Annotated in this window: 19 protein-coding genes; 10 read left to right on the top strand and 9 right to left on the bottom strand. The window is 62.0% G+C overall.

The window, feature by feature from the left end:
- Window positions 1-137 precede the first annotated feature (137 nt).
- Window positions 138-1,283 carry a recombinase RecA gene (gene recA, locus ACQY7R_RS12210; protein ID WP_428305879.1) on the bottom strand — a complete coding sequence of 382 codons (1,146 nt, stop codon included), beginning with the start codon at window positions 1,281-1,283 and terminating at the stop codon, window positions 138-140.
- 351 nt (window positions 1,284-1,634) lie between these two features.
- A complete protein-coding gene (locus ACQY7R_RS12205; RefSeq protein ID WP_428305878.1) occupies window positions 1,635-1,925 on the bottom strand; it encodes a hypothetical protein in 291 nt (96 codons plus the stop codon).
- A 1,133-nt stretch (window positions 1,926-3,058) separates the two neighbouring features.
- Between ACQY7R_RS12205 and ACQY7R_RS12200 the strand changes: the two genes are divergently transcribed.
- The 3 genes from ACQY7R_RS12200 to ACQY7R_RS12190 all read left to right on the top strand — a co-directional run bounded on the left by ACQY7R_RS12200 (window position 3,059) and on the right by ACQY7R_RS12190 (window position 5,665).
- Window positions 3,059-3,931 carry an RluA family pseudouridine synthase gene (locus tag ACQY7R_RS12200; protein WP_428305877.1) on the top strand — a complete coding sequence of 291 codons (873 nt, stop codon included), beginning with the start codon at window positions 3,059-3,061 and terminating at the stop codon, window positions 3,929-3,931.
- A gap of 93 nt (window positions 3,932-4,024) precedes the next feature.
- The gene (locus tag ACQY7R_RS12195; protein WP_428305876.1) at window positions 4,025-4,165 is read left to right on the top strand and encodes a hypothetical protein; all 141 of its coding nucleotides are present in this window, start codon (window positions 4,025-4,027) and stop codon (window positions 4,163-4,165) included.
- A gap of 108 nt (window positions 4,166-4,273) precedes the next feature.
- Window positions 4,274-5,665, top strand: coding sequence for a serine hydrolase domain-containing protein (locus tag ACQY7R_RS12190; protein WP_428305875.1), 1,392 nt, complete (start codon window positions 4,274-4,276; stop codon window positions 5,663-5,665).
- Between the two features lie 81 nt (window positions 5,666-5,746).
- On the opposite strand, the gene ACQY7R_RS12185 is transcribed toward ACQY7R_RS12190, so the two are convergent.
- Window positions 5,747-6,349, bottom strand: a complete 603-nt coding sequence (locus ACQY7R_RS12185) for a TetR/AcrR family transcriptional regulator (protein ID WP_428305874.1) — start codon at window positions 6,347-6,349, stop codon at window positions 5,747-5,749.
- Window positions 6,350-6,423: 74 nt separating this feature from the next.
- Between ACQY7R_RS12185 and ACQY7R_RS12180 the strand changes: the two genes are divergently transcribed.
- The 3 genes from ACQY7R_RS12180 (at window position 6,424) to ACQY7R_RS12170 (ending at window position 9,327) form a co-directional block, all read left to right on the top strand.
- Entirely contained in the window at window positions 6,424-6,789 is a 366-nt protein-coding gene (locus ACQY7R_RS12180) for a CidA/LrgA family protein (RefSeq protein WP_428305873.1), read from the top strand.
- The gene (locus ACQY7R_RS12175; protein WP_428305872.1) at window positions 6,786-7,493 is read left to right on the top strand and encodes an LrgB family protein; all 708 of its coding nucleotides are present in this window, start codon (window positions 6,786-6,788) and stop codon (window positions 7,491-7,493) included. Before ACQY7R_RS12180 ends, ACQY7R_RS12175 begins: the two co-directional genes overlap by 4 nt.
- A 193-nt stretch (window positions 7,494-7,686) precedes the next feature.
- On the top strand, window positions 7,687-9,327 hold the full coding sequence (locus ACQY7R_RS12170) for a PEP-CTERM sorting domain-containing protein (RefSeq protein ID WP_428305871.1): 1,641 nt from the start codon (window positions 7,687-7,689) through the stop codon (window positions 9,325-9,327).
- Between the two features lie 65 nt (window positions 9,328-9,392).
- On the opposite strand, the gene ACQY7R_RS12165 is transcribed toward ACQY7R_RS12170, so the two are convergent.
- The gene (locus ACQY7R_RS12165) at window positions 9,393-9,815 is read right to left on the bottom strand and encodes a VOC family protein (RefSeq protein WP_428305870.1); all 423 of its coding nucleotides are present in this window, start codon (window positions 9,813-9,815) and stop codon (window positions 9,393-9,395) included.
- Between the two features lie 345 nt (window positions 9,816-10,160).
- On the opposite strand from ACQY7R_RS12165, the gene ACQY7R_RS12160 reads away from it, so the two are divergent.
- Window positions 10,161-11,234 carry a hypothetical protein gene (locus ACQY7R_RS12160; protein ID WP_428305869.1) on the top strand — a complete coding sequence of 358 codons (1,074 nt, stop codon included), beginning with the start codon at window positions 10,161-10,163 and terminating at the stop codon, window positions 11,232-11,234.
- Here ACQY7R_RS12160 and ACQY7R_RS12155 read toward each other — a convergent pair.
- Window positions 11,182-12,603: a peptidoglycan-binding domain-containing protein gene (locus tag ACQY7R_RS12155; protein ID WP_428305868.1), complete on the bottom strand. Its 1,422-nt coding sequence runs from the start codon at window positions 12,601-12,603 to the stop codon at window positions 11,182-11,184. The genes ACQY7R_RS12160 and ACQY7R_RS12155 overlap by 53 nt on opposite strands.
- Before the next feature lie 340 nt (window positions 12,604-12,943).
- Here ACQY7R_RS12155 and ACQY7R_RS12150 point away from each other — a divergent pair, with 340 nt between their 5' ends.
- The gene (locus tag ACQY7R_RS12150) at window positions 12,944-14,113 is read left to right on the top strand and encodes a heparan-alpha-glucosaminide N-acetyltransferase domain-containing protein (RefSeq protein WP_428305867.1); all 1,170 of its coding nucleotides are present in this window, start codon (window positions 12,944-12,946) and stop codon (window positions 14,111-14,113) included.
- A 312-nt stretch (window positions 14,114-14,425) separates the two neighbouring features.
- On the opposite strand, the gene ACQY7R_RS12145 is transcribed toward ACQY7R_RS12150, so the two are convergent.
- Window positions 14,426-15,253: an endonuclease/exonuclease/phosphatase family protein gene (locus tag ACQY7R_RS12145; protein ID WP_428305866.1), complete on the bottom strand. Its 828-nt coding sequence runs from the start codon at window positions 15,251-15,253 to the stop codon at window positions 14,426-14,428.
- Between the two features lie 144 nt (window positions 15,254-15,397).
- Here ACQY7R_RS12145 and ACQY7R_RS12140 point away from each other — a divergent pair, with 144 nt between their 5' ends.
- A complete protein-coding gene (locus ACQY7R_RS12140) occupies window positions 15,398-17,068 on the top strand; it encodes an ABC1 kinase family protein (protein ID WP_428305865.1) in 1,671 nt (556 codons plus the stop codon).
- A 115-nt stretch (window positions 17,069-17,183) separates the two neighbouring features.
- Here the strand turns inward: ACQY7R_RS12140 and ACQY7R_RS12135 are convergent, their stop codons facing one another.
- The gene (locus tag ACQY7R_RS12135) at window positions 17,184-17,435 is read right to left on the bottom strand and encodes a hypothetical protein (RefSeq protein ID WP_428305864.1); all 252 of its coding nucleotides are present in this window, start codon (window positions 17,433-17,435) and stop codon (window positions 17,184-17,186) included.
- Between the two features lie 230 nt (window positions 17,436-17,665).
- Between ACQY7R_RS12135 and rpsU the strand changes: the two genes are divergently transcribed.
- Complete coding sequence (rpsU, locus tag ACQY7R_RS12130) at window positions 17,666-17,869, top strand: 30S ribosomal protein S21 (RefSeq protein ID WP_428305863.1); 204 nt, start codon at window positions 17,666-17,668, stop codon at window positions 17,867-17,869.
- Between the two features lie 193 nt (window positions 17,870-18,062).
- Here the strand turns inward: rpsU and ACQY7R_RS12125 are convergent, their stop codons facing one another.
- The gene (locus ACQY7R_RS12125; protein WP_428305862.1) at window positions 18,063-19,262 is read right to left on the bottom strand and encodes an Lpg1974 family pore-forming outer membrane protein; all 1,200 of its coding nucleotides are present in this window, start codon (window positions 19,260-19,262) and stop codon (window positions 18,063-18,065) included.
- A gap of 457 nt (window positions 19,263-19,719) precedes the next feature.
- A complete protein-coding gene (locus ACQY7R_RS12120; RefSeq protein ID WP_428305861.1) occupies window positions 19,720-20,565 on the bottom strand; it encodes a PEP-CTERM sorting domain-containing protein in 846 nt (281 codons plus the stop codon).
- Window positions 20,566-20,694: the final 129 nt, after the last annotated feature.

The following is a 20,694-nucleotide window of genomic DNA, read 5'->3' as shown; positions in this document are numbered from 1 at the left end:
GCTGCCGGCAATCGCGTCGACGGCGTTTGGTAAAACAGGGGGATTAAAGCGAACGGACGGGAGGCGTTGATCGCCTCCCGCCCGTTGGCAGGTTTCGCAGTCGAATTTTTCCAAGGTTCCGCGGGCGCGGACGAATACTAAAACTCGTCGCCAGCGTCTTCCTCGTCGTTGGAGCTGGAAGCTTTGCCGACGGGCATGTCTTCCATGCCGCCGGAAGCCATGATCTTTTGCTTGATCTCCTCGGCGATTTGCGGGTTCTGCTTGAGGAACTCGCGGGCCTTCTCCTTGCCTTGGCCGAGCTGCATCTCGCCGTAGCGGAACCAGGCGCCGGTGCGGGCGACGAACTTCTTCTCCATGCCGAGGTCGAGGATGTCGCCCTCGTAGCTAATGCCGTCGGTATGCATCATGTCGAACTCAGCGACCCGGAACGGCGGGGCGACCTTGTTCTTCACGATCTTCACGCGGACCCGCTGACCGACGACGTCTTCGCCTTCCTTCAACTGGCCGATGCGACGGACGTCGATGCGGCAGGAGGCGTAGAACTTCAGAGCACGACCGCCCGGGGTGGTTTCGGGGCTGCCGAACATCACGCCGATCTTTTCGCGGATCTGGTTGATGAAGATGACCGAGGTCTTCGCCTTGGCGATGGCGCCGGTCAGCTTGCGAAGCGACTGGCTCATCAGACGGGCCTGCAGGCCGACGTGCGAGTCGCCGATTTCGCCTTCGAGTTCACGCTTCGGCACCAAGGCGGCGACCGAGTCGACGACGATGACGTCGACCGCGTTGCTTTTGACGAGCATTTCGGTGATCGTCATCGCCTCTTCGCCCGAGTCGGGCTGGCTGACCAGGAGCGTTTCGAGGTCTACGCCGAGCTTCTTGGCCCAGGTGGGGTCGAGGGCATGTTCGGCGTCGATAAACGCCGCGATGCCGCCTGCTCGTTGGGCCTGTGCAATGACGTGGAGGGCAAGCGTCGTCTTGCCGCTCGATTCGGGGCCGAAGCATTCGATGACGCGGCCGCGGGGGATGCCTTGGCCGCCGAGGGCGAGGTCGACCGACAGGCTGCCGGTGGGGATGCCCTCGATTCGCCGCTGCTTGTCGGCGCCGAGGGGCATGATCGAGCCTTCGCCATACTGCTTTTCGATGGCGGCGACGGTGTTGCGAAGCTCGGAGCTCGCTTCGAGCATGATGTCGGCGGCCGACTTTTTGGCGCTCTTGTCGACGCCAGCTTTGCCAGCCTTCTCGCCCTTCTTGGCGGGAGCCTTTTCTTTTTCCTTCTTAGCCATGCCGTTTCTCGATGCGGTCGTTGGATTGGCGGTTGTAGCGGCAACCATGAGTTGGGGTCCCTATTAATAGCAGAATAGAAGGGAGATCGGAATTGGCCGGCTACGACCGCCGGGCGTTCATCTTTGTACTGTACGCACGGATACTATATGAGTGTTCAGTGGTTGGTGCAAGAGAAATTCAGGTTTTTTGTTGGAACGCTAGCAGCAGCCAGTAGCCGCGGGTCAACGACCCGCCGGAGCGGCTTTTCGACGGGCATCTACAAGGAGGAAGCGCAGGAAGAGAAGAATGGGACGCGGATTTTCGCGGATTAGGCGGATGGACGCGGATTGTTGGCGGGGCTGGTGGGAGTTTTATGTTTCGGGGAGCTCGCAGAGTTCAACCGTGCCGCCGTGGGCGATGACGGGGTGGGTGTGCAGGAGGTCGAGCAGCGGCTGTTTGTCGTCGGCGTCGAAACGCATGTAGCCGACGATGTGATCGCTCGGTTGGGCGTTGGCGGCGTCGCCTAAGATGGTCCGGCCGCCGATGGCGCTGCCGCCGCGGAACAGGCCGCTCTGTTCGGCAGTGTGGAAGAACGCGGCCCACTCCGCAGGCGAGGGATCGCTGCGAGCGTTGCCGTGGATGAGGAGGAGATAGTGAGTCATGACGCGCCCCTCGCTGCGTGTTGGAATGGCATTTTGTCGCGAGTCGCTATTTTGTCGCGAAACGCATTTTTGGCGACATAATTCCTAAGTCTTGAAATGGTTGGAAGATGCGCGGCGACAGGCGGGTGACAAAATGGATGATGCGGTGACAAAATGCTGTTGGTCATGCGAGGTGTCGGTTACTTCGGCGCGCGGACGTAGCTCAGGCGTTCAGCCTGACGGAGGCGCCGAGAGATATTGGCGGCCGCTGCGTGGTGCTTGTCGGGCTGAAAGCCCAACCTACGTACGAGCCTAGCAATTTGAACGGCTCCTATCAGCAACTATTTTCGGCCACCCGGCGTCCATCGCTTCGAGTTCTCAGCGCGTTGCCGTGCATCTACGGCTTATAGTTTCGCTGTGCTAAGCGAGTATTCCAACGAGCGTGAAGACTGCTCAGGAGTTCCAACTCGATCAAACCTTGAGCTTCAAGGTCGTCAGAAAGATAGACAGCCAATCTTTCTGGATGGGTAGGTGATGTGGTCTCCGAATCTGGAATCAGAATGTCACACGGTAGATCGCGTGCGTCAGGCGGCTCATGGCAGCGACGAGTATTGGGATTACCCAACGTGATCGCCACGTTGGCCCAAACTGCAGCCACGGCAATCGCCCGGAGCGAGTTTGCATCCGTGCATCTAAAGCGAATGCGAATTGCGTCCGTTTCCGGAGAGTGAAACGCTGCCGCAGATGTCACTCCTGGGTACCGGAGAAGCAGCATTTGGATGTCGTCGAGCGATTGTTGGCTTGTCATGAAATTGAGGACCGATGGTCGCATGTGGGGGTGTTAGTCGATTGCGCATGGAAGGTACTGTGCTTGGGCCATGTGCCAATTTATTTCTAAGCCTGCTTGCGAGTCGTTAGGGACGCGTGTCATTGCGATACTTCTGCACTGGCGGCACGCCAGTGGCACCCCGTGCTCGTCGCCTCTTGCGGCTGCGCCGCCCCGGTAGCCGCTGGGGGCGGCAACCGGGGCTACCCAGAGCGGTGATATATCGTACCGACGCAGAGGAGCGGCGGAGTGGTTAGACTGGAGGGCTTGCCGGTTGGTAAACTCTCGCCGGCCTTACGCCCTGCCCCGCCTCGCTCCACGACCCGCCATGCCTGCGCCTCAAGTTGTTGACCAACCTGCCGAACTGTTGGCCTTTCTGTTTGCGAGCCATGCCGACGTGAAGAAAGCCAAGGTGCGGCAGTGGCTGAAGCATGGGGCGATTCAGGTCAACGGTCGGTCGACCACCCGTTTCAATCATCCGCTGCAGGCGGGGGACGTCGTCTCGATTCGGGGGAAGGAAGAGGTTCGCGCCGAAGCCTTGTTGCCGTTTGGCATGAAGATTGTGTTCGAGGATGCGGCGCTGATCGTCATCGACAAGCCGGCTGGTTTGTTGAGCATGGCGAATGAGACGGAGCGGGAACGGACGGCTTACGCCCACCTGACGGAGTATGTGCGCCACGGCAAGCCGCGGAGCCCTGAGCGGGTGTGGATTGTTCATCGGCTTGATCGCGAGACGTCGGGGCTGATGGTCTTCGCTCGGTCCGAAGAGATGAAGCAGGCGCTGCAAGGTAAATGGAACGAGGCCGACAAACGTTACTTGGCGGTCGTCGAGGGGAAGCCGGCGGCTGGCGAGGGGGTGATTTCGTCGCACCTCGACGAGAGCCAACCTTACCTGGTCTATAGCGTGCGGCAGCCCAACGAGCAGACGCGGCCGGCGGTGACAAACTATCGCGTGCTGAAGCGCGGCGAGGAGTACGCGCTCGTCGAGTTGACGCTGAAGACGGGGCGGCGGAATCAGATTCGGGTGCACTTGGCCGATGAGCGATGTCCGGTTGTCGGCGACGGCAAATATGGCGCGCGAACTAACCCAGTGCGGCGGCTGGCGCTCCACGCTGGTATGCTGCAGTTCCCGCATCCGGTGTCGGGGGAATTGCTGAGGTTTGAGTCGCCGTTGCCGGCAGAGTTGGCGGGGTTGGTTTGAGTTGCGAGTGACGATTGAGTGGGCGGTGAGCGGTGAGCGGTGAGCAGAATCACGGCGTCGGCGATTGATTCAACTTCTACCTATGGGAAAGCTATGAAAAAATCAACCAAGGTCACGATCGCGTTGGTGGCGATTTTGGCGTTCACCTTCAGCAGTTGGTTGTGGTATTCGAAGTACCGATTCGGACGTGCGGTGGAGAATCGGGCGACGCCGGAAGCGACGGTTCCCCAATAGTTTTCTTTGAGAATGACGCGGCGTCGGTGAGGCTTTCGGGCTAATGGAGTCGTCGAAGCAATGTTGGCCGCCGTGTGCTGCTTGCGAGGTTGAAGGCCTCACTCGCTGATGAATTACCAGTCGATTGTTGAAACGCAGCTTGCCGATTATTCGCAGAAGCATTCCGCGCCGTATGCCGTAGCCGCTGTTTGTTGCGATGGCGAGTTGGTTGCGACGGCCTCGCAACGTGATGCTGCGTTTGGAGAGCTGATTGATCCGGCGCGGACTCCGTTTCGAATCGCATCGATGACGAAGTGCTTTGCTGCGGCGGCCGTGCTGAAGTTGCGGGATGCGGGGCGGTTGCAACTCGATCGCGGCGTGGCGGAGTACGTACCGGAGCTGCGGCTTGATGAGCGGTGGAAACGCGTGACGGTGCGGCGGTTGCTGAGGATGCGGTCGGGGCTGCCTGCGGCGGATGATCCCTGGGCTGATCGGAAGCTGGGGGAGTCCGCCGCGTTTTTGAATGCGGAACTGTTCGCCGGAGTGCAGTTCAGCAACGACGCGGGCGAGGAGTATCAATACTCGAACTTGGGGTACATGCTGCTTGGGCGGGTCCTTTCGAATGTCGCGGGCGTGAGCGCGCTGGAATACATTTCGCGCGAGTTGCTGCGGCCGCTGGGGATGAGCGACACGAGTTGGAATTATGCTGCGCGCGACGGAAACGCGCCGCGCGGCGCCGGTGGGTTTCGGCGGACGGGCGATGGCTTTCAGGCGGAGACGGAGTTTCGCGTCGAGTCTGACTTGGCGGTGTTCGGCGGGCTCTGCTCGACGTTGCGCGATCTCGCGCGGTGGGTGGGGTTCTTCACGGATGCACATGGAACGCCGAGCGCGCGCCGTTCGCAGTTCGAACAGGTGCTGGCGGCGAGTTCGCGGCGCGAGATGGAGCGGTTGACGGCTGTGATGCATCCGATCGACTCGGTTGGCAAGGCGACGAATGCGATGGGGTATGGCTACGGGCTGCGCGGCAACTTCATTGGGCAGGAGTGGTTCGTGGGGCACTCCGGCGGGCTGCCGGGGTTTGGGAGCCACATGAGTTGGTCGCAGACTCGCGGGATCGGCGTGATCGCGCTCGGAAACGTCACCTACTTCCCCGCGAATGAATTGTGTCGTGGGCTGTGGCTGGATATTCAGGAGCAATCGCCGCGCGTAATCGCATCGCTGCGATACGGCGAAGAGACGGTTGTGAGTCGCGGGCTAGCGCTCGTGGCGGCGGTGCGGAGCGATGCGGCGTCGCTGCCGGCGGAACTGTTCGCTGACAATGTGGCGCTCGATGAGGATCTTGCCGAACTGCTGGAGAAGCTGCGACACGCGCTATCGCGAAGAGACGCGGCGGCAATTGAGGTGCGGGCGGAACGCGGGCTCGCGGGGCGGATCGAGGTGAATGGCGAGCCCGTGGTGTTCTTTTCGCTGGCGCCGGCGGAGGGGATGGGGGTTCAGCGAGTTGATTTTTATAGCGCGTAAGCGCCCAGCCCCAAAATCGAGCGGCGTCTTGCGGTTGCGCCGCCCTGGTAGCCGCTGGGGGCGGCAACCAGGGCTACTTAATTAGTTCGATAGCAATCGCACCGCGGCGGCGGCGACTTCGCGGGCGGCGGCGGGAGTGAGTCGCTGGTTGGTGGCCATGCGGTACCAGAGAGCGCCGTAGATCATTTCGACGACCTCGACGGGGACGTCGCGTGCCTCTGCTTCTTCTGCGCTGCCGGAGAGGACCGTCTTCAGGTCGTCGACGCGGCTTTGCAGATACTCGTCGTAGAACTGCTGCGCGAAGTCGGCGTTGATGAGCGCCTCGGAGAGGAGGCTGCGGAAGACGACGCCGCGGGGGCCGGCGAGGCGGCGGTAGGCGGCGATGAGAAATTTTTCGAGGTCGATCTCGAGGTTGCCGGTGACGCGGACCTTCACCACGGCGCGGGCGTCTTGCGAAAAGGCTTCGAGTACGAGGGCGGCCTTCGAGGGCCACCAGCGGTAGACGGTTTGTTTGCCGACGCCTGCTTCGGCGGCGATCCCTTCGATGGTGAGTTGGGCGTAGCCGACGCGCTCGGTGAGGCGTAGCGAGGCGGCGAGGATGGCTTCTTGCGTGGCGACGCTGCGGGGGCGGCCGGGGCGAACCTCATTACGAGACGATGCGTCTTGTTTTTGCATGCGGTTCATTGTACGATCTCCGCTAGCAATTGCACGCGGAAATCCCCCTCCCGCCCACCCACCCCTGCCTTGGCCTGTCTGGTATGAATCTTTCCGCGGTGTTTCCGTTCATGGTGCTGGTTTCGGCGCAGTATGCCGGCGAACTGGTCGCGCGTGGTTGCGGGTTACCCGTGCCGGGGACGGTGATTGGCGGCGTGGGCCTGTTTGTGGCTCTTTGCCTTGTTCCGGGATTGCACACGCGAATCGCGCCGTTTGCTCACACGCTGTTGCGGAACATGCTCTTGTTCTTTGTGCCGGCGAGCGTCGGCGTCATGGCGATCTTCGGCGATCTTGCGAGCCACGGGCCGTTGCTGTTGGCGGTGCTGGTGGCGACCACCTGGGCGACGGCTCTCGCAGCGGCGCTGACGTTTGATGCACTGGGCGGGCGGCGAAAGGATGGGGCGTCGTGATTTCGCAACTCGCACTGTTCTCGCTCACCGTCACATTGGTTTGCTACGAACTTGCCGAGGCGCTATTCCGCTGGTCGGGGCGGCGCGCGGTGTTCAACCCGCTGTTGTGGGCGGTGGCGTTGATTGTGCCGTGCCTGTTACTGCGTGGGATTGAGTACCGTGATTATTTTGCCGGCGTCCAGTTGCTGCACTTTTTGTTGGGGCCCGCGACGATCGCGCTGGCGGTGCCGTTGTACGAGCAGCGACAACGTGTGCGAGCGGTGCTCGTGCCGCTAGCGGGCGCGACATTGGCTGCTGCGGTGACGAGCTTGGTCGTCACCGTCGGGATGTTGCTCGCCGCGCGGGCGGGGAAGTCGCTCATCGCATCGCTGGCGCCGAGGAGCGTCACGACGCCGGTGGCGATGGCGGTGGCCGAGCAGTTTGGCGGCAACCCGACGCTGACGGCAAGCATCGTCATCATCACCGGCGTGTTCGGCGCGATCACGATCCCAGGCGTGCTGGCCGTGACGGGGCGACTTGTCGGCCGGCCGTCGGCCGCCGCGGAGGGGCTAGCGCTGGGGATGTCGGCGCATGGGGCGGGCGTGGCGCGGGCGTTTCAAGATGGAAATGAAACCGGCGCCTTCGCGGGCCTGGCGATCGGGCTGCATGCCGTGGCGGCGGCGGTGCTGATTCCGCTGGCGTTAAAAGTCATTGGCTTGGCGTGACAACCGGCCACGCTGCCGGCCTGCCGTATGGAGCGAGCCTCGGCACGAAATCGATCGGCAACATCCGTCGCCTTTTGAGTGAATATCAGTCGACTGTAGCGAGGACTGGGCTGGCGATGGCGGTCGAACCTAATCAGCTTGACCTTATCACACTCGGTTGAGATGATGGCGCCTCCATCCTTATCAAGAGTTCATGATGCGCAACTTCGGTTTCATTGCTTCCGCTCTGCTCTGCACATTGAGTCCGACGGCGTTCGGCCAGTTCACGACGATCCTTAATGTTCCGCCAAATCCGGCGCCAAGTTTTTTGGCGTCGAATACTCAGGTGAACGTGCTGCCTGGCGGCGTGGTTGGCGATGATCTCCTCGTCGGCGCTTCGGACGGATCTAAAACGAATGTGGAGTTCAACCTGCTGGGCGGGCAAATCGGTTGGCGTCTGAGGGTTCAAGAAGGGGGAACCGCCAATATTTCTGGCGGCAGCAACGGGAGCGGCGTCTTCGTTGAAGGAGGCGAGCTGAATCTTTCCGGCGGTCGCGTCTTGGGACGGGTCGACGTCACCGACGGCGGGAAGCTTAATATGTCCGGCGGTATTCTTGAGTTGACCAGCTTCGGTTCGTTGGAGATTGGCGACGCCGAGGTGAATCTCAGCGGCGGCGTCGTTGGAGAGGGGATGGTGACGGGCGGACTCGTCAACATCTCCGGCGGCCGATTCGGACCGCGTGCGATATTGAGCAGCGGAACGGTCAACTTTTTCGGCGGCGAGTTCAAGCTCGACGGCATACCGATCGCTGGGCTTGATGCGATTGGCGCATCAACGCCAATCAATGTACCAGCGGGGAGCTTATTGACTGGAACCCTTGCCGACGGATCGACGTTCTCGATCGGCGATTTGCCTATTTATCATCGCGATAGAATCGGCGACGGAGTGATTCAACTGCATCGCGCCGCGATTCCGGCTCTCGGGGCAAGCACTATTGAGTTTCCTCCGCTACCAATTCCAACTGGAGTGCGTGGAGGGCAGACGCTCAGTGTTGGCCCCCGCGGGGCATTGGGAGAGTCGTTCAGCGTCGCTCCAGGCGGGACGCTGAACGTGAGAGGGGGCTCCGTCGCATCCGGCCTGGAGGCGGTGAAAGGCAAGATCACACTGACGAATGGTTCGATTGGCTCGGTAGCGGCCCTGCTAGGGAGCGAAGTGGTTGTCTCCGCTGGAACGATGGGCGCGCTGGAACTTGTCGGCGGGTCCACGGCGCGGATTACGGGCGGAAGCGTTTACGAACTCAATGCGCTCAATAGCGACGCGACGATTTTTGGGGGACGCGTCGATCGGCTGATATTGCGCTCAGGTTCGACGGCGAATGTCGGCGGTACGACGAGATTCCTAGCCGGGGTATACGGCGATGCATCGTTGCGAATCGCCGGTGGAACCAATCAGGGGGTTGCCGTCGATAGCGGCGGCCGAGTGGAGATTCTGGGCGGGGTGTTTGAAAAGGGGCTCAGCGCCACGGTGGGCAGCGAGGTGAGCCTTCTGGCAAAGTCGTTTGCTCTGGATGGCGTACCTATTAATGACCTCCCGCCCGGAGCGTCAAGAGATCTCACTGGAATACGCGGTATCCTGACCGGCCTCTTCGCAGACAATACGCCGTTCGAATTCCGCCTAGGAGTTCCGTGCGACCGTGGGTGCAACGTTGGGTTCGTTGCTATGGGAGCGACGGTGACCATTGCAGTACTGGCTGTACCAGAACCAACCACCGCGGCGACGATGGCCGTCGCCCTATCAGTCGCCTTATTGCGGAAGCGTCGCGAGCTCCGTGCGTCGGCGATGGGCGTGCGCTGAACAATCGCTGAACATAGCGGCAGCTTTTCTTTGCCCAATTTCTCCCGTGCGAACTACTTGCCGCTTCAGTCGTCAGGCAGCAGATTCGGATTCCACGCCACTTCCCAGAGGTGGCCATCGGGATCGGCGAAGTAGCCGGCGTAGCCGCCCCAGAAGGTGTCTTGGGCCGGTTTGATGATCGCAGCGCCGGCGGCGACGGCCTGCTGCATGAGCCCGTTGACTTCGTCGCGCGAGGCAACATTGTGAGCGAGCGCGAATTCGGTGCTGCTGCGCGGGCCCGGCCGAATCGTGGCGTCGCGGGCGAGGCTGGCGCGAGGAAAGAGCGCTAGCTTCAGACCCGGCTGCATATCGAAGAACGCGACGGCGCCATGTTCGAATTCCTGGCCGATGATGCCGGGCGTCGCGAGGCCGAGGCCATCGTGATAAAAGGCGACGGCTCGTTCGAGGTTGTCGACGCCGAGGGTGATGAAGGTGACGCGTGGTTTCACTGGTGGGTTCTCAGGAATCGCTGCTTCGAAACGAGAGTCAGCTAGCGGGGCTGTCGGACTCAATGGCCAACCTACTTTTCTTGCACAAATTTGGGTCGGTGGCCAATCATCTTAACGGATGCGTTGCGCTGCCATTCATTTTGAGGAAATGCCGGGAAGTATCGCGGCAAGTGGCTGGAAACTTCGCGGCGCGGAATACTGCCAATGTCTGGCAGCGCAGCTCGAATAGGCGGGGGACGCATCTTTCGCCTACAGATCGTGGGAAGCAGGCTGCTGAAAGCGAATCAGCCTGCGACTCGCGACAACGTTCGGCATTGCGTCAGTTCACTTCCGTGGAGACCAAACATGCCTGCAATCATTGAACGCCCATCAGTTCGGCCGCGCGTCACGCGCAGCGTCCTGCCCTCGATTCTCGATCCGGCCTTTGACGAGCCGTTTACGCTCGACCAAGAGTTAAAGCCGTTCGGAGCGTGGGTTGGCAGTCCGATTTGGGTGCCGCCGAAGGATGGCCGCGCCGCGATGTCGGAAACGATGTTGCAAGAGACGCGGCCATTTGCCGGCAGAGACGCGCGTTGGAATGCGGTCATCAAAAAACACCGCAGCGACTTCACGCAGGTCCGCGAGTTGGATTTGTACGAGGCGTCGATTCGGTTGCCGAAGGGGAAGTTTTTCGTCACGGTGACCGAGCGCGAGCACTTCGACAAGATTACCGACGCCATTCCCGCCTGCGTGCAAACGCGGCTCGACGAATTCATGGACGGTCCGGGCAAAAAGCCGGGTGTGAAAGTTTATTACCTCAAGCCACTCTGCGTGGAGATGGGCGACGAGTTGATTCTCACGACCCGCGACGACTTGATGGCCGCGATCGAGAAGGTGCAAGATGAGGTCTTTGCCGAGTATCGCCGGCTCGCGCTTTACCGCCGCCCGCTGCAAGCGATGACGGCGGCCGTCAATCTGGGACTCGCCGGGCCGCGAGCCCTAGTGCAGTATGCCGTGAACCGGAAGCAACGGGCCATTGCCGCATACCACGCGCAGTTGGAGTTCAAGCGGCGGAAACTCGCGCTGAGCGTAGCGAAGAACTTTCGCAAGGTGCGCACTAGCGGTTGCACGTTTGACGAAACGCTGGAACTGACGACGCCGCTCAATCGGTTCGACGTCATCGAGCAGTTCTGCATTGAGCAGGAACTCTCGCGGGCCAAACGGGACCAGTTGGTCTGTATCGCGGCCGGGACGATTCCGTGGTTCGTCGCATTGTCGCTGACGATCTCGTACGTGTCGGCGATGGCGATGGTCGTCTCGACTCCGCCGATTGTCGTATGCGATCCGGCGTTCGTCGCCGAGATGCCCGGCTCGCCTGGCGTGCTGCTCAAGATCGGCCACTTCGACGAAGTGGGGGGCGTGACGCACGTCGAGATCTGACGAACGAAAGCAACGATGCACCGCTGGCTAGCAGCAGCGGCGTGCTCGGTTCCGGGACGCTCTGCACGGCAACTTCAGCGCCAATTACCGGCTGGCTACGGCCGAAGTTTCGCTGCCAGGTGAGGAAGTCGCCGCCGGTGAAGTTGGCGCCGACGTACTGCTCCCATACGGCGAGGTCTTGCGCGTTGACGACGTCGTCGAGATTAAAATCGCCGGCGAGGTTTGCGCGGCCGGCGACGCGCGTTGGCGGGCCGACGTCGATGTGCAAGTGGTCTTGATGGCCGCCCGAGGTGTCGTAGTACAACGGCACGCTCGGTCGGGCGGCGTGGATGCCGTCGTAAATATCTTGGTTCGACGTGATGAAGCGGATGACGTGGCCGCTGGCAACGGTGTCGGCGAACGCCACGGCGTGCTTAATGACGTTCGCTTCGTCGGTGCTAGTGACGCCGTTGCCCCAGTTGTGGGTGGAAGCGTTCGTCGCCAGATCGATGTCGGTGCCGACGAGATGCGTCGAGTGCCACTGAGACGAGCCATAGCCGTCGACCGTTGAAAGAGCGGTAATGCGTTGCGTGATGCCCGTCGCGGCCTTCGCGTTGATCGATCCCTTGGCGATCAGGTCGAGCGTCCAGCTGGTGGCATAGCTTTCTGACACTGCGGAGACGGTGTATGCCGACGTCGGCACGATTTTTTGGAAGGTCGGCGCGTTCTGTGCGTTCAGCCAGCCGGCCGTGGTGGGGCCGATGATGCCGTCGGCGTTGGCTTGCGTCGTGTTGATGCCGCCGATGAAGGCGCCCTGAAAGGTCTTGAGCGCCGTCGCCGTGCCTGCGCCGAAGTCAGCGTCGACGGCGACAGCGGCGCCCCCTTCGCTCACGAATCCAAAGTAGCGGAGCCGCTGTTGCTGTTGAGCGACGAAGAGCGGGTTGTTCGCGGCTCGCCCTTGGCTTTCGGAGCTTTGCCCAACCGACCCGGCGCCGGCGCCCGTGTAGCCGGGTTGCACCGTGACGCTGAACGTCTGCGACACGCCGTTGACGAGTAGGCTGCCATTTAGCACGCCCTGGAAGCCGCGCGCCGTCGTGTTCACGTCACCAAGTGCCGCGGTGTTGCGGGCGGGATTGGGAAAGACCCAGAACCGTCCGGAGTTGGCGAATGGTTGAGCGGTGAGCAAATCGCTCGTGAGGACGGTGTGACCGGTGAAGCCGCTGAGATTGAGATCCGAGAACGTCGAACCAGGCGAGATGCCGGGGAGGCTGGCAAGATTAATTTCGATCCCATCGCCGCTGCGGCCGAAGAAGCCGAAGTCGGCGGCGAGCGCGTTCGGGGCGGGAACGAGCGCTGCGGCGAGCGCGAGAAGACGTAGCCGTTGAACCATGCGAGACCTCGGAGCCGCCGGCGTCGATCAGGGAACTAAATGTAGTTTACTCGGGCTGAGGGTGGGGGGCACTCTCACTGGTGCGCAGGGGATGCTCTGCGTTGCGACGGGGAACTGGGCGTGGCGCCGCCTGGTAGCTGAAGCGACTCAGGCCGATCAGAGGAGAGACGCGGGGCGGAATTCGTCCGTTGTGGAGTGGGGAATTGCTGTGGCTGCGGGTATCGGCATGCGCGATGATATTCCGCGTGAAGGCATCGCACGCGTGACGTGCCGAGCGTCGTTACGCGAAGTGATAAATCCCTCCCCCGGCCCCTCCCTTCAAGGGAGGGGGACATGAACGATGGCAGCCACTGGCCGGATTGAATCGCTTGATCAGTTCCGCGGGTATACCGTGGCGGGAATGTTCGTGGTGAACTTTCTCGGCTCGTACGACGCGATGCCGCTGGTGCTGACGCATCAGAACAACTTTTGCAGCTACGCCGACGTGATCATGCCGCAGTTTTTCTTCGCGGTGGGGTTTGCGTTTCGGTTGACCTTCGGGCGGCGCGCGCAGGCTGCAGGGCTGCGGCAAGCGTACGGGCATGTGGTGCGTCGATTGCTGGGGCTCGCGCTGGTGGCGCTGGCGATATACACGGCGCCGACGATGGCGGAGCGTTGGAGCGAGCTGGTGGAGCTAGGTCCGCTCGGCGTGCTGCAGCGCAGTCTGCGAGCATGGTTTCAAACGCTGATGCACATTGCGGTGACGTCGCTGTGGATTCTGCCCGTGATTCGCAGCGGCGCGCTGGTGCGCATGGCGTATGCCGTGGCGTCGGCGGTAGCGTTCGCCGTGTTGTCGCACTGGTTTTATTTTGAGTGGGTGCAGCACAACGGGATCGACGGCGGCGTGCTCGGCTTCCTGGCATGGACGACGCCGATGGTCGTCGGCACGCTCGCGTGCGATGCGGTGGTAGGCGGCGACTCCGCGGGGAGGTTGCGAAAGCTGTTTGGGTGGAGCGTCACGCTGATGGCGTGCGGTTGGCTGCTGTCGTGCGGTTCGTCGCTGTACGACATCGCGCCGGAGCGACCGGATTCAAATCCGCAAGAAAAATGGGCGATTGACCCGGTGGCGCCGGGGGCGGAGCGGTGGGCAACGCACTCGCTGGACGCGATCGAACCGCCCTTCGTGCCGCCGCCGGGGCCGGAGTTGCGGGAAGAGAATTTTTGGATGATGGGCCAACGCTCGGCGACGCTGAGTTACCACGTCTTCGCCGCCGGCGTCTCACTTGGCGTGTTCGCGTTGTTCCTCATCGCGTGCGACGAGTGGGGCTGGCGGCTTGGGCTGTTCCGCACGTTCGGGACGAACGCGCTCGCGGCGTATGTGCTCCACGGGATTGTGGGGAACTCGGTAGAGCGGTTCGTGCCGGGGGATTCGCCGGGGTGGTACGTCTTGGGCGGGTTCGTGGTTTACCTCGCGGTGACGTGGGTGTTTTTGCGGAAGTTGGAGAAGGATGGGATCTATCTCAAGTTGTGAGTGAATTACGTTATCGTGCTGAGCATTGCATGCAATAAATATGCGTCCCAGCGGGACGACCGATCGTAGCCCAGCAATTTATTGCTGGGTTGCGATAGCGCCCTCCCCGAGTTTGCAGTCCCGGAGGGACGGTTGAGTAAGGCAGCAAATCTTCAGTTGTCCCTCTGGGACAAACGGCACCGTGGTCGGCCGTTAACCCAGCAATAAATTGCTGGGCTACTATCGAGTCTCCCTCCGGGAGAGGAAGGCTAGCGCACCGTCGCTCTAAATTTATCAACGCTTAATGGCAGGCCATCGGGTTAAAAGTGCAGCTTACGGGAGTTCAAGCGTCGCCGTCACTGGGTAGTGATCCGACGGATAACGATTGCCGTCATGCGTGCGGATGATCGTGGCGTCTTTTACCTTCCACTGCGGAGAGACGAGGATGGCGTCGATCTTGGGGCCCTTCTCGACGCGGCCGAAGCCGTGGAATGTGCCGGTGTTTTTTTCTTTGGGGTGAGCGACGCTCAGCGTGTCGCGTAGGCCCCCCTGCTCGATCAGCGCGGCCATCGCCGGGTTTTCGGGCGTGGCGTTGAAGTCGCCCGTGACGATCACTGGCTCGTCGTCGCCGCTGATTTTCTTAAGTTGCTCGCAAATTAGCTTCGCACTGTTGAGGCGCGCTGGTTGCGACTCGTGATCCCAGTGGGTGTTGAGGACGATGATGCGACGTTTGTTGGCCTGATCGAGCAACCGGACCCAGGTGGCGATACGCGGCAGGTTGTTGCCCCATGACCGCGAGCCGGGCACTGTTGGTTCGTCGGAGAGCCAAAACGTGCCGGCGTCGCTGAGGTGGAAGCGATTGCGGCGGAAGTAGACTGCCGAAAACTCATCGCTGCCGTCGGCGCGGCGGCCGACGCCGACGTTGATGTACTCGGGAAGCGCGGCGTTGAGCTCTTCAATTTGGATCGGCTGGGCTTCTTGGACGCCGAAGACGTGCGGTTTCTCGTCGCGGATGACGCCGATTGCCAAGTCGCTCCGTTTTGACCAGACGTTTTCGCCGTCGTCGCCGGTGGCGAGGCGGATGTTGAACGTCATCGCCTTGAGGGGCTCGCCAGCGTTGGCAGTGGAAGCGATTGCGAGAATCGTAAGGGCCGCGAGCACAGGAAGCATTCTCGTAAACATCGGGATTCCTCGAAGACAAGTCGATCGGCAACGGCCTGAAATAGCGACCCCACGGCCAGCCGAGTACAATGGATTCCATCGCTCGTCGGCGTGCAAGCCGTGGAGCCCACACGAGACCATCGCATGCGTATCGGCGCCATCCCCCAGGTTTATCGCAACGTCAATCGTTGGCGGGAGATTCTGTCGATCCTCAGCAAGTATGGGCTGGCGGGCTGGCTGAGCCGATTCGAATTTTCATTCGGCCGCGGGTTGCTAAAAAATCGCGAAGGTCAAGTCCTCGCGGATGCGAGTCGCGAGGTGCGGATTCGGCTCGCGATGGAAGAGCTGGGACCGACGTTCATCAAGCTCGGCCAGATCATGAGCACGCGGCCCGATATGGTTGGGGCTGAGCTGGCCGAGGAGCTAGAGAAGCTGCAGACGAGTGTGCCGCCCGATGCGTCGGACGTGGTGACGCAGTTGGTGGAAGAAGAGCTGGGCTGCGCGCTCTCTGATATGTTCACGGAGTTCAACACGACGCCGGTTGCGTCGGCGTCGATTGGGCAGGTGCACCACGCAAGGTTGATCACTGGCGAAGAAGTAGCAGTAAAAGTGCAGCGGCGCGACATTGCGCGTCGCGTGCGGGTCGACCTCGATATTCTGCAGGGGCTCGCACAGCTTGCCGAGATGATTCCGGAGCTCGCGCCGTATCAGCCGGTGGCGAGCGTGGCGGAGTTTCAGCGGGCGCTGCGGCGGGAACTCGACTTCGATCGCGAACGCCGTCACATGGAAGAGTTTCGGCGGAATTTTAATGGCAGCCCGCTGGTGCGGATCCCAAAGCCGTTTGCCGACTACTCGACCGATCGCGTGTTGGTGATGGAGTGGCTCGAGGGGATTCCGCTCTCGTCGCCGCAGCAACTGGCAGAGTGCGATATTCAACTCTCGGCGATTGCGCGGCAAGGCGCCGACTTGTACCTGGAGATGATTTTCAAGAACGGCTTTTATCACGCCGATCCGCACCCGGGGAATTTAGTGCTGCTGCGGAACGAGGGAATCGGGCTGCTCGACTACGGCATGGTCGGGCGGATCGACGATTCGCTGCGGGAAGAAATCGAAGAGTTACTGCTGGCGATCGTCGAGCAAGATAGCCAGCGGTTGGGGGCGATCGTGATTCGCGTTGGCGCGACGCCGCCGGGACTTGATGAATCGGCGCTGCAAATCGACCTGGCCGATTTCATCGCGCAGTTTGGGCATCAGCAGGTTGAGGGGTTCGAACTCGCCGCGGCGCTGCGCGAGATGTTCGAAGTGATGCGGCGGCACCGTATCGTCTTGCCGGCGCCGATGACGATGCTGCTGAAGGTGCTGGTGATGCTTGAGGGAACCGGCCGGCGGCTGGTCCCCAACTTCAGCTTGATGGAGATCCTCAAGCCGTATCGCAAGAAGATGATGGCTCGGCGGATTTCGCCGCGGCGGCAGTTTCGCAAAGCGCGGCAGATCGCTTACGAATTGGAGCAGCTGGCGGAGGTTTTTCCGCGGCGGATGCGCGACATCTTGCAGCAGGTGCAGACGGGGCGGTTCGACGTCCACCTCGATCACCGCGGGCTCGAGCCTTCGGTCAATCGGCTCGTGCTAGGGATGATGACGAGCGCGCTGTTTATTGGGTCGGTGCTGCTCGTGACCAACAACGTTTGGCCGTTTTGGTTTTGGCCGATTGAAGGGGTGTCGGCGCCGGGCGTCGCGGGGATGGTGCTGAGCGGGATGCTCGGGCTGCGGCTGCTACGGGCGATTAATAAGTCGGGGCACCTCGATCGGCGGTAGTTGGCTGCTCTTAGCCCCGGGCTCCGCCCGGGGGTGACGCTGCGAGCCACAAGGCGTCGCGGCGTGGAAGCCGACCCCCGGGAGGAGCCCGGGGCTAGGAATGCGGCCGAGCGCTCTACGCGGCTGCGGGCTTCTTGCGCGGCGGCTGGGCGGGCTGTTCGTGCGTTTCCTTCGCCGCTGGCGGGCGGATGATCGCGATCGCCGCATCGACCTGTTGATCGAGGTCGGCGAGCATCTGGAGCAGCTCGTCGTGGCGTAAGTCGAGCTGATGCAGTTGGTTAAGGCGTTCGGAGTCGCTCATCGCCAGCTTCCGCTTGGGGAGCGGCAATCGGTAAGGCGATCGCCGGCTGGTGAGTTGAATCGACATGGCCGCGGCGGGCGGAGAACCCGAACTGGCCCCGGTGCGCTTCGGTTCCGCCCGGGAAATGCGGGTTGTTCCGGCTGCGGGGAGTTTTCGGCGGGGGCCCGGCGGTCGGCGTTTCCTCGGGCTTTACGGTCTGGAGCGCCGATGCTACCTTAGTAGTTTCCCGTCAACGGGTTAGCCCTCGGTAGGGCGCGTTGGCGGCGTAAGTCGATTCGGACGAAAGGCAATTCGGCGTGGTTAAGCTGACACTGCGTGACAAAGAGACGGCCCAAGAGGCTGTCCGTCGGTTTCGGAAGCTGGTAGAGCGTAGCGGGATCAAGAAGGAAATCCGCGTCCGCGAGTTCTACGAGAAGCCGAGCGAGACGAAGCGTCGCGCCCGCCTTCGCGCCCAGCGTCGCGCTCACCGCGACCGCTTGATGGCGTCCTCGACTCGCTAAGCATCTGTCGCACTCTCTTCTGCGAACATCGTCGGCTGGGTTGCTGCGCGCTTGATGGCCGCGGAGCGCTAGTCGCCGCGAAGCACAAAACAACGAACAGGGCCAGTCACTCCCGCGGAGCGACTGGCCCTGTTTTCGTTTGCGATCGTTAGCTCAGCTATCGGCTGGGCCCGTCAGCTGAGAGCGGTCGAAGTTAGAACGCGACTTCGACGCGGCCGAACAGACCATTCCAGCCGAGGATGTTGGCATCGTCGTAGTGGCTGATCTGGAACTGATCGAAGTTGTACTCGGGGCTCATGCCGAGGTCATGCCACGCCGACCAGAAGTAACCGGCCGAGATCGTAGCGTGTTGGCCAAGGTGGGCTGAGGCGCCGAGCTCGATTTCGGTGACCGGGACGGTGATGTCGTTGCTGGTGCGGAGGAAGGCCGAACCGGCTTGGTTGGTGATGATCGTGTCGATGTCGACGTTGCCGAACAAGAGCGACCAATCGCCGCGACCGTAGACGCTGAACAGACCGCGTTTGCCGATGTAGCGGCGACCCATCAGGCCGACGCGACCGCCAAAGCCGTCGAAGTTGAGCGAGGTGTTGGCCGAGTCGATAAAGGCGCCGTTGAGCGGGTCGGTGGCGGTGAGTCCGTTGTTCCAGCCGACATTCGCATAGCGAATGCCGCCCGACCAAGTAATATCCCACGCGGGGCACCATCCGCCGCCGCAACCGTTGCCGCACGAACCGTCGCCGCAGCAGGAGTCGTCGCAGCAGTCGCCGCAGGGGGCTCCGCCGAGGAGGCAGCCGAGCGGAATCGTCTTGGCGAACGACAAGTCGTACGACTTGAGGTCGACGCTCGCGTGGCCGTCGATGTTGCCGTCGATTTCAAACGGGCCGAAGATGTCGACGCCGGTCGTCTCGCTGGCGGAGTAATCGCCGTCGCTCGTCATGCGGGTGAAGTCGAAGATGACCGAGCCGCCGCAATCAGGCAGGTAGATCCCGCCGTAGAAACTGTACGAAGAGTTGTAGTTGAAGTCGATTTGGTGCCAGGTTTCGCCGCCGTCGATGGCGTTTTGTTCAACGTAAGCGAGCGCTTCGCTGAAGGTGGCCTGAGCGTAAATATACTCGGCGCCGAAGACGAGTTGCGCGTTGCGGTCGACGAGGCTGAACAAGCCGGAGCTGCCGGTCGAGCAAGATCCGCCCGAGCTATACGAGCCATAGCCGGAGTCGTCCATGGCCGAGCCGAAGTCGGAGGCGCCGAGCGATCCGCCGCCGCCGATGCCAACACCACCGCCGACGCCACCGCCAATTCCGCCGCCGCCCACGCTTTGAGCGTGCAGTTGCGCAGCGCTCCCCATGGCGAGACAAACTGCGAGCGCAGCGCTCCCCCAGGTCAGAAGTTTCATTCCAAATTCCCCCCTAAAAGTTCGTATCAGCCCCGACGTTTCCCCCGACTCGATGCAGGGCCGCCCGAGTCGTCGTCAGGGCCGTGGTCGTCGTTCGATGCGATTACGGGTTCGCAGCGCGACCTACGGTTTGCCCATTCGAATAATCGGAAAGCGGCGCGGCCGCACTTATCGCATTTCCGGAGAAATCCGCAGAAACGGCACGATAGGAGCAACCGTTTCGACCGGTTGAAGCCGCAAAGTTTACCGGCGTTTCCTAACCGGAACTTGGAGGCGAATGAGGGGCGTGCTAGCGGCGCGCGATACCGCGTGAGGAGCGAGCGCACTAACGGCGCAAAGAAAAAGGCGGGGCAGCAAGTGCTGCCCCGCCTCGGGAGTGATCGTTTCAAGCTGGTCGCTAGCAGGCGTGCAGAAGTTCCGCCGGCCTGTGGCGTCCGCGAACCAGCCCGGGGTCGCGTTAGGCTGCCGTCCGGATGCGGCGGACGGCCAGCAAGCCGAGGCCGCCGAGTGCCAGCACGAGGCTGCTCGGTTCCGGAACTTCACCGCCGCCGCCAGGGATGATCTCAACCTTGTCCATGACGCCGTAGGGGCGGATGACCAGGTCGTGGTAGCTGGGGGTTTCAATCACCTGCGTGAAGGTGTTCGACAGGGTTTGAGCATTCGGTACCGGGCTGGCGGCGTTCGTGAACGTGGCGCCGTAGGTGGCGGGCGTCGTGGGGTTCTCGCCCGGGTACGGCGCGCCCAGTAGAGCCATCCGGTAGTCGGGGAACGGGAACATGCCCGGGTCGACCGCGTCGAAGTCGACGTTGAAGATCGCCTTCTTGCCGGCGGTGAGGCCGTCGAAGTTCACCGTCAGCGTCTTGCCGTCTGGCGAGATCGAGCTGCCAGTGATCGAGACGCCAGCGTCGGTGTAGATCGTGTCTTTGATGTAGGCCGTGAAATTGTCCGTGCCAGCGTCGCCGGTTCCGAAGAAGTAAGGCTGCGATGAATCCATGCTCAGCGTGAAGCTAGTAATCGGCGCCGCCGAATCAGCGTTGTTCGATAGCATGATCGCCGGCTTGTTGCGAGCGCGGACGCGGAGGTGGGGATTGTCGCAAGACTCTTCCCAGAGCACGTCCATGAACTGCGGCGTGCCGAGATAATCGAGCACGCGAGCGTAAGGAGAGACGTTGAGCGTGAAGCCGGTGGGGGTCGGTACGACGGCCTGCGCTTCGCCGGCACTGAGGCCAACGCCGACGGCCGCTGCGGCCGCCACGAGCAACGCGAACGAACGTACAGATTCAAAGATGCTGACTCGCGACATAGTGAGGTGTCCTCTACTCCACTGCCGATCACCTGCGACGCCTTGCAGCGCTGATCAAGCAGTCTTCGATCACTCCGGTGCACGGAAGCGATCAGGAGCGGGTCTCAAGGGGTCCCCTCACGGCATTCA

Source organism: Lacipirellula sp., from assembly GCF_965279485.1.
Taxonomy (GTDB): Bacteria; Planctomycetota; Planctomycetia; order Pirellulales; family Lacipirellulaceae; genus Lacipirellula.
The sequence above is the reverse complement of the archived record's forward strand: the minus strand, read 5'-3'. Positions and strand labels throughout refer to the sequence as shown.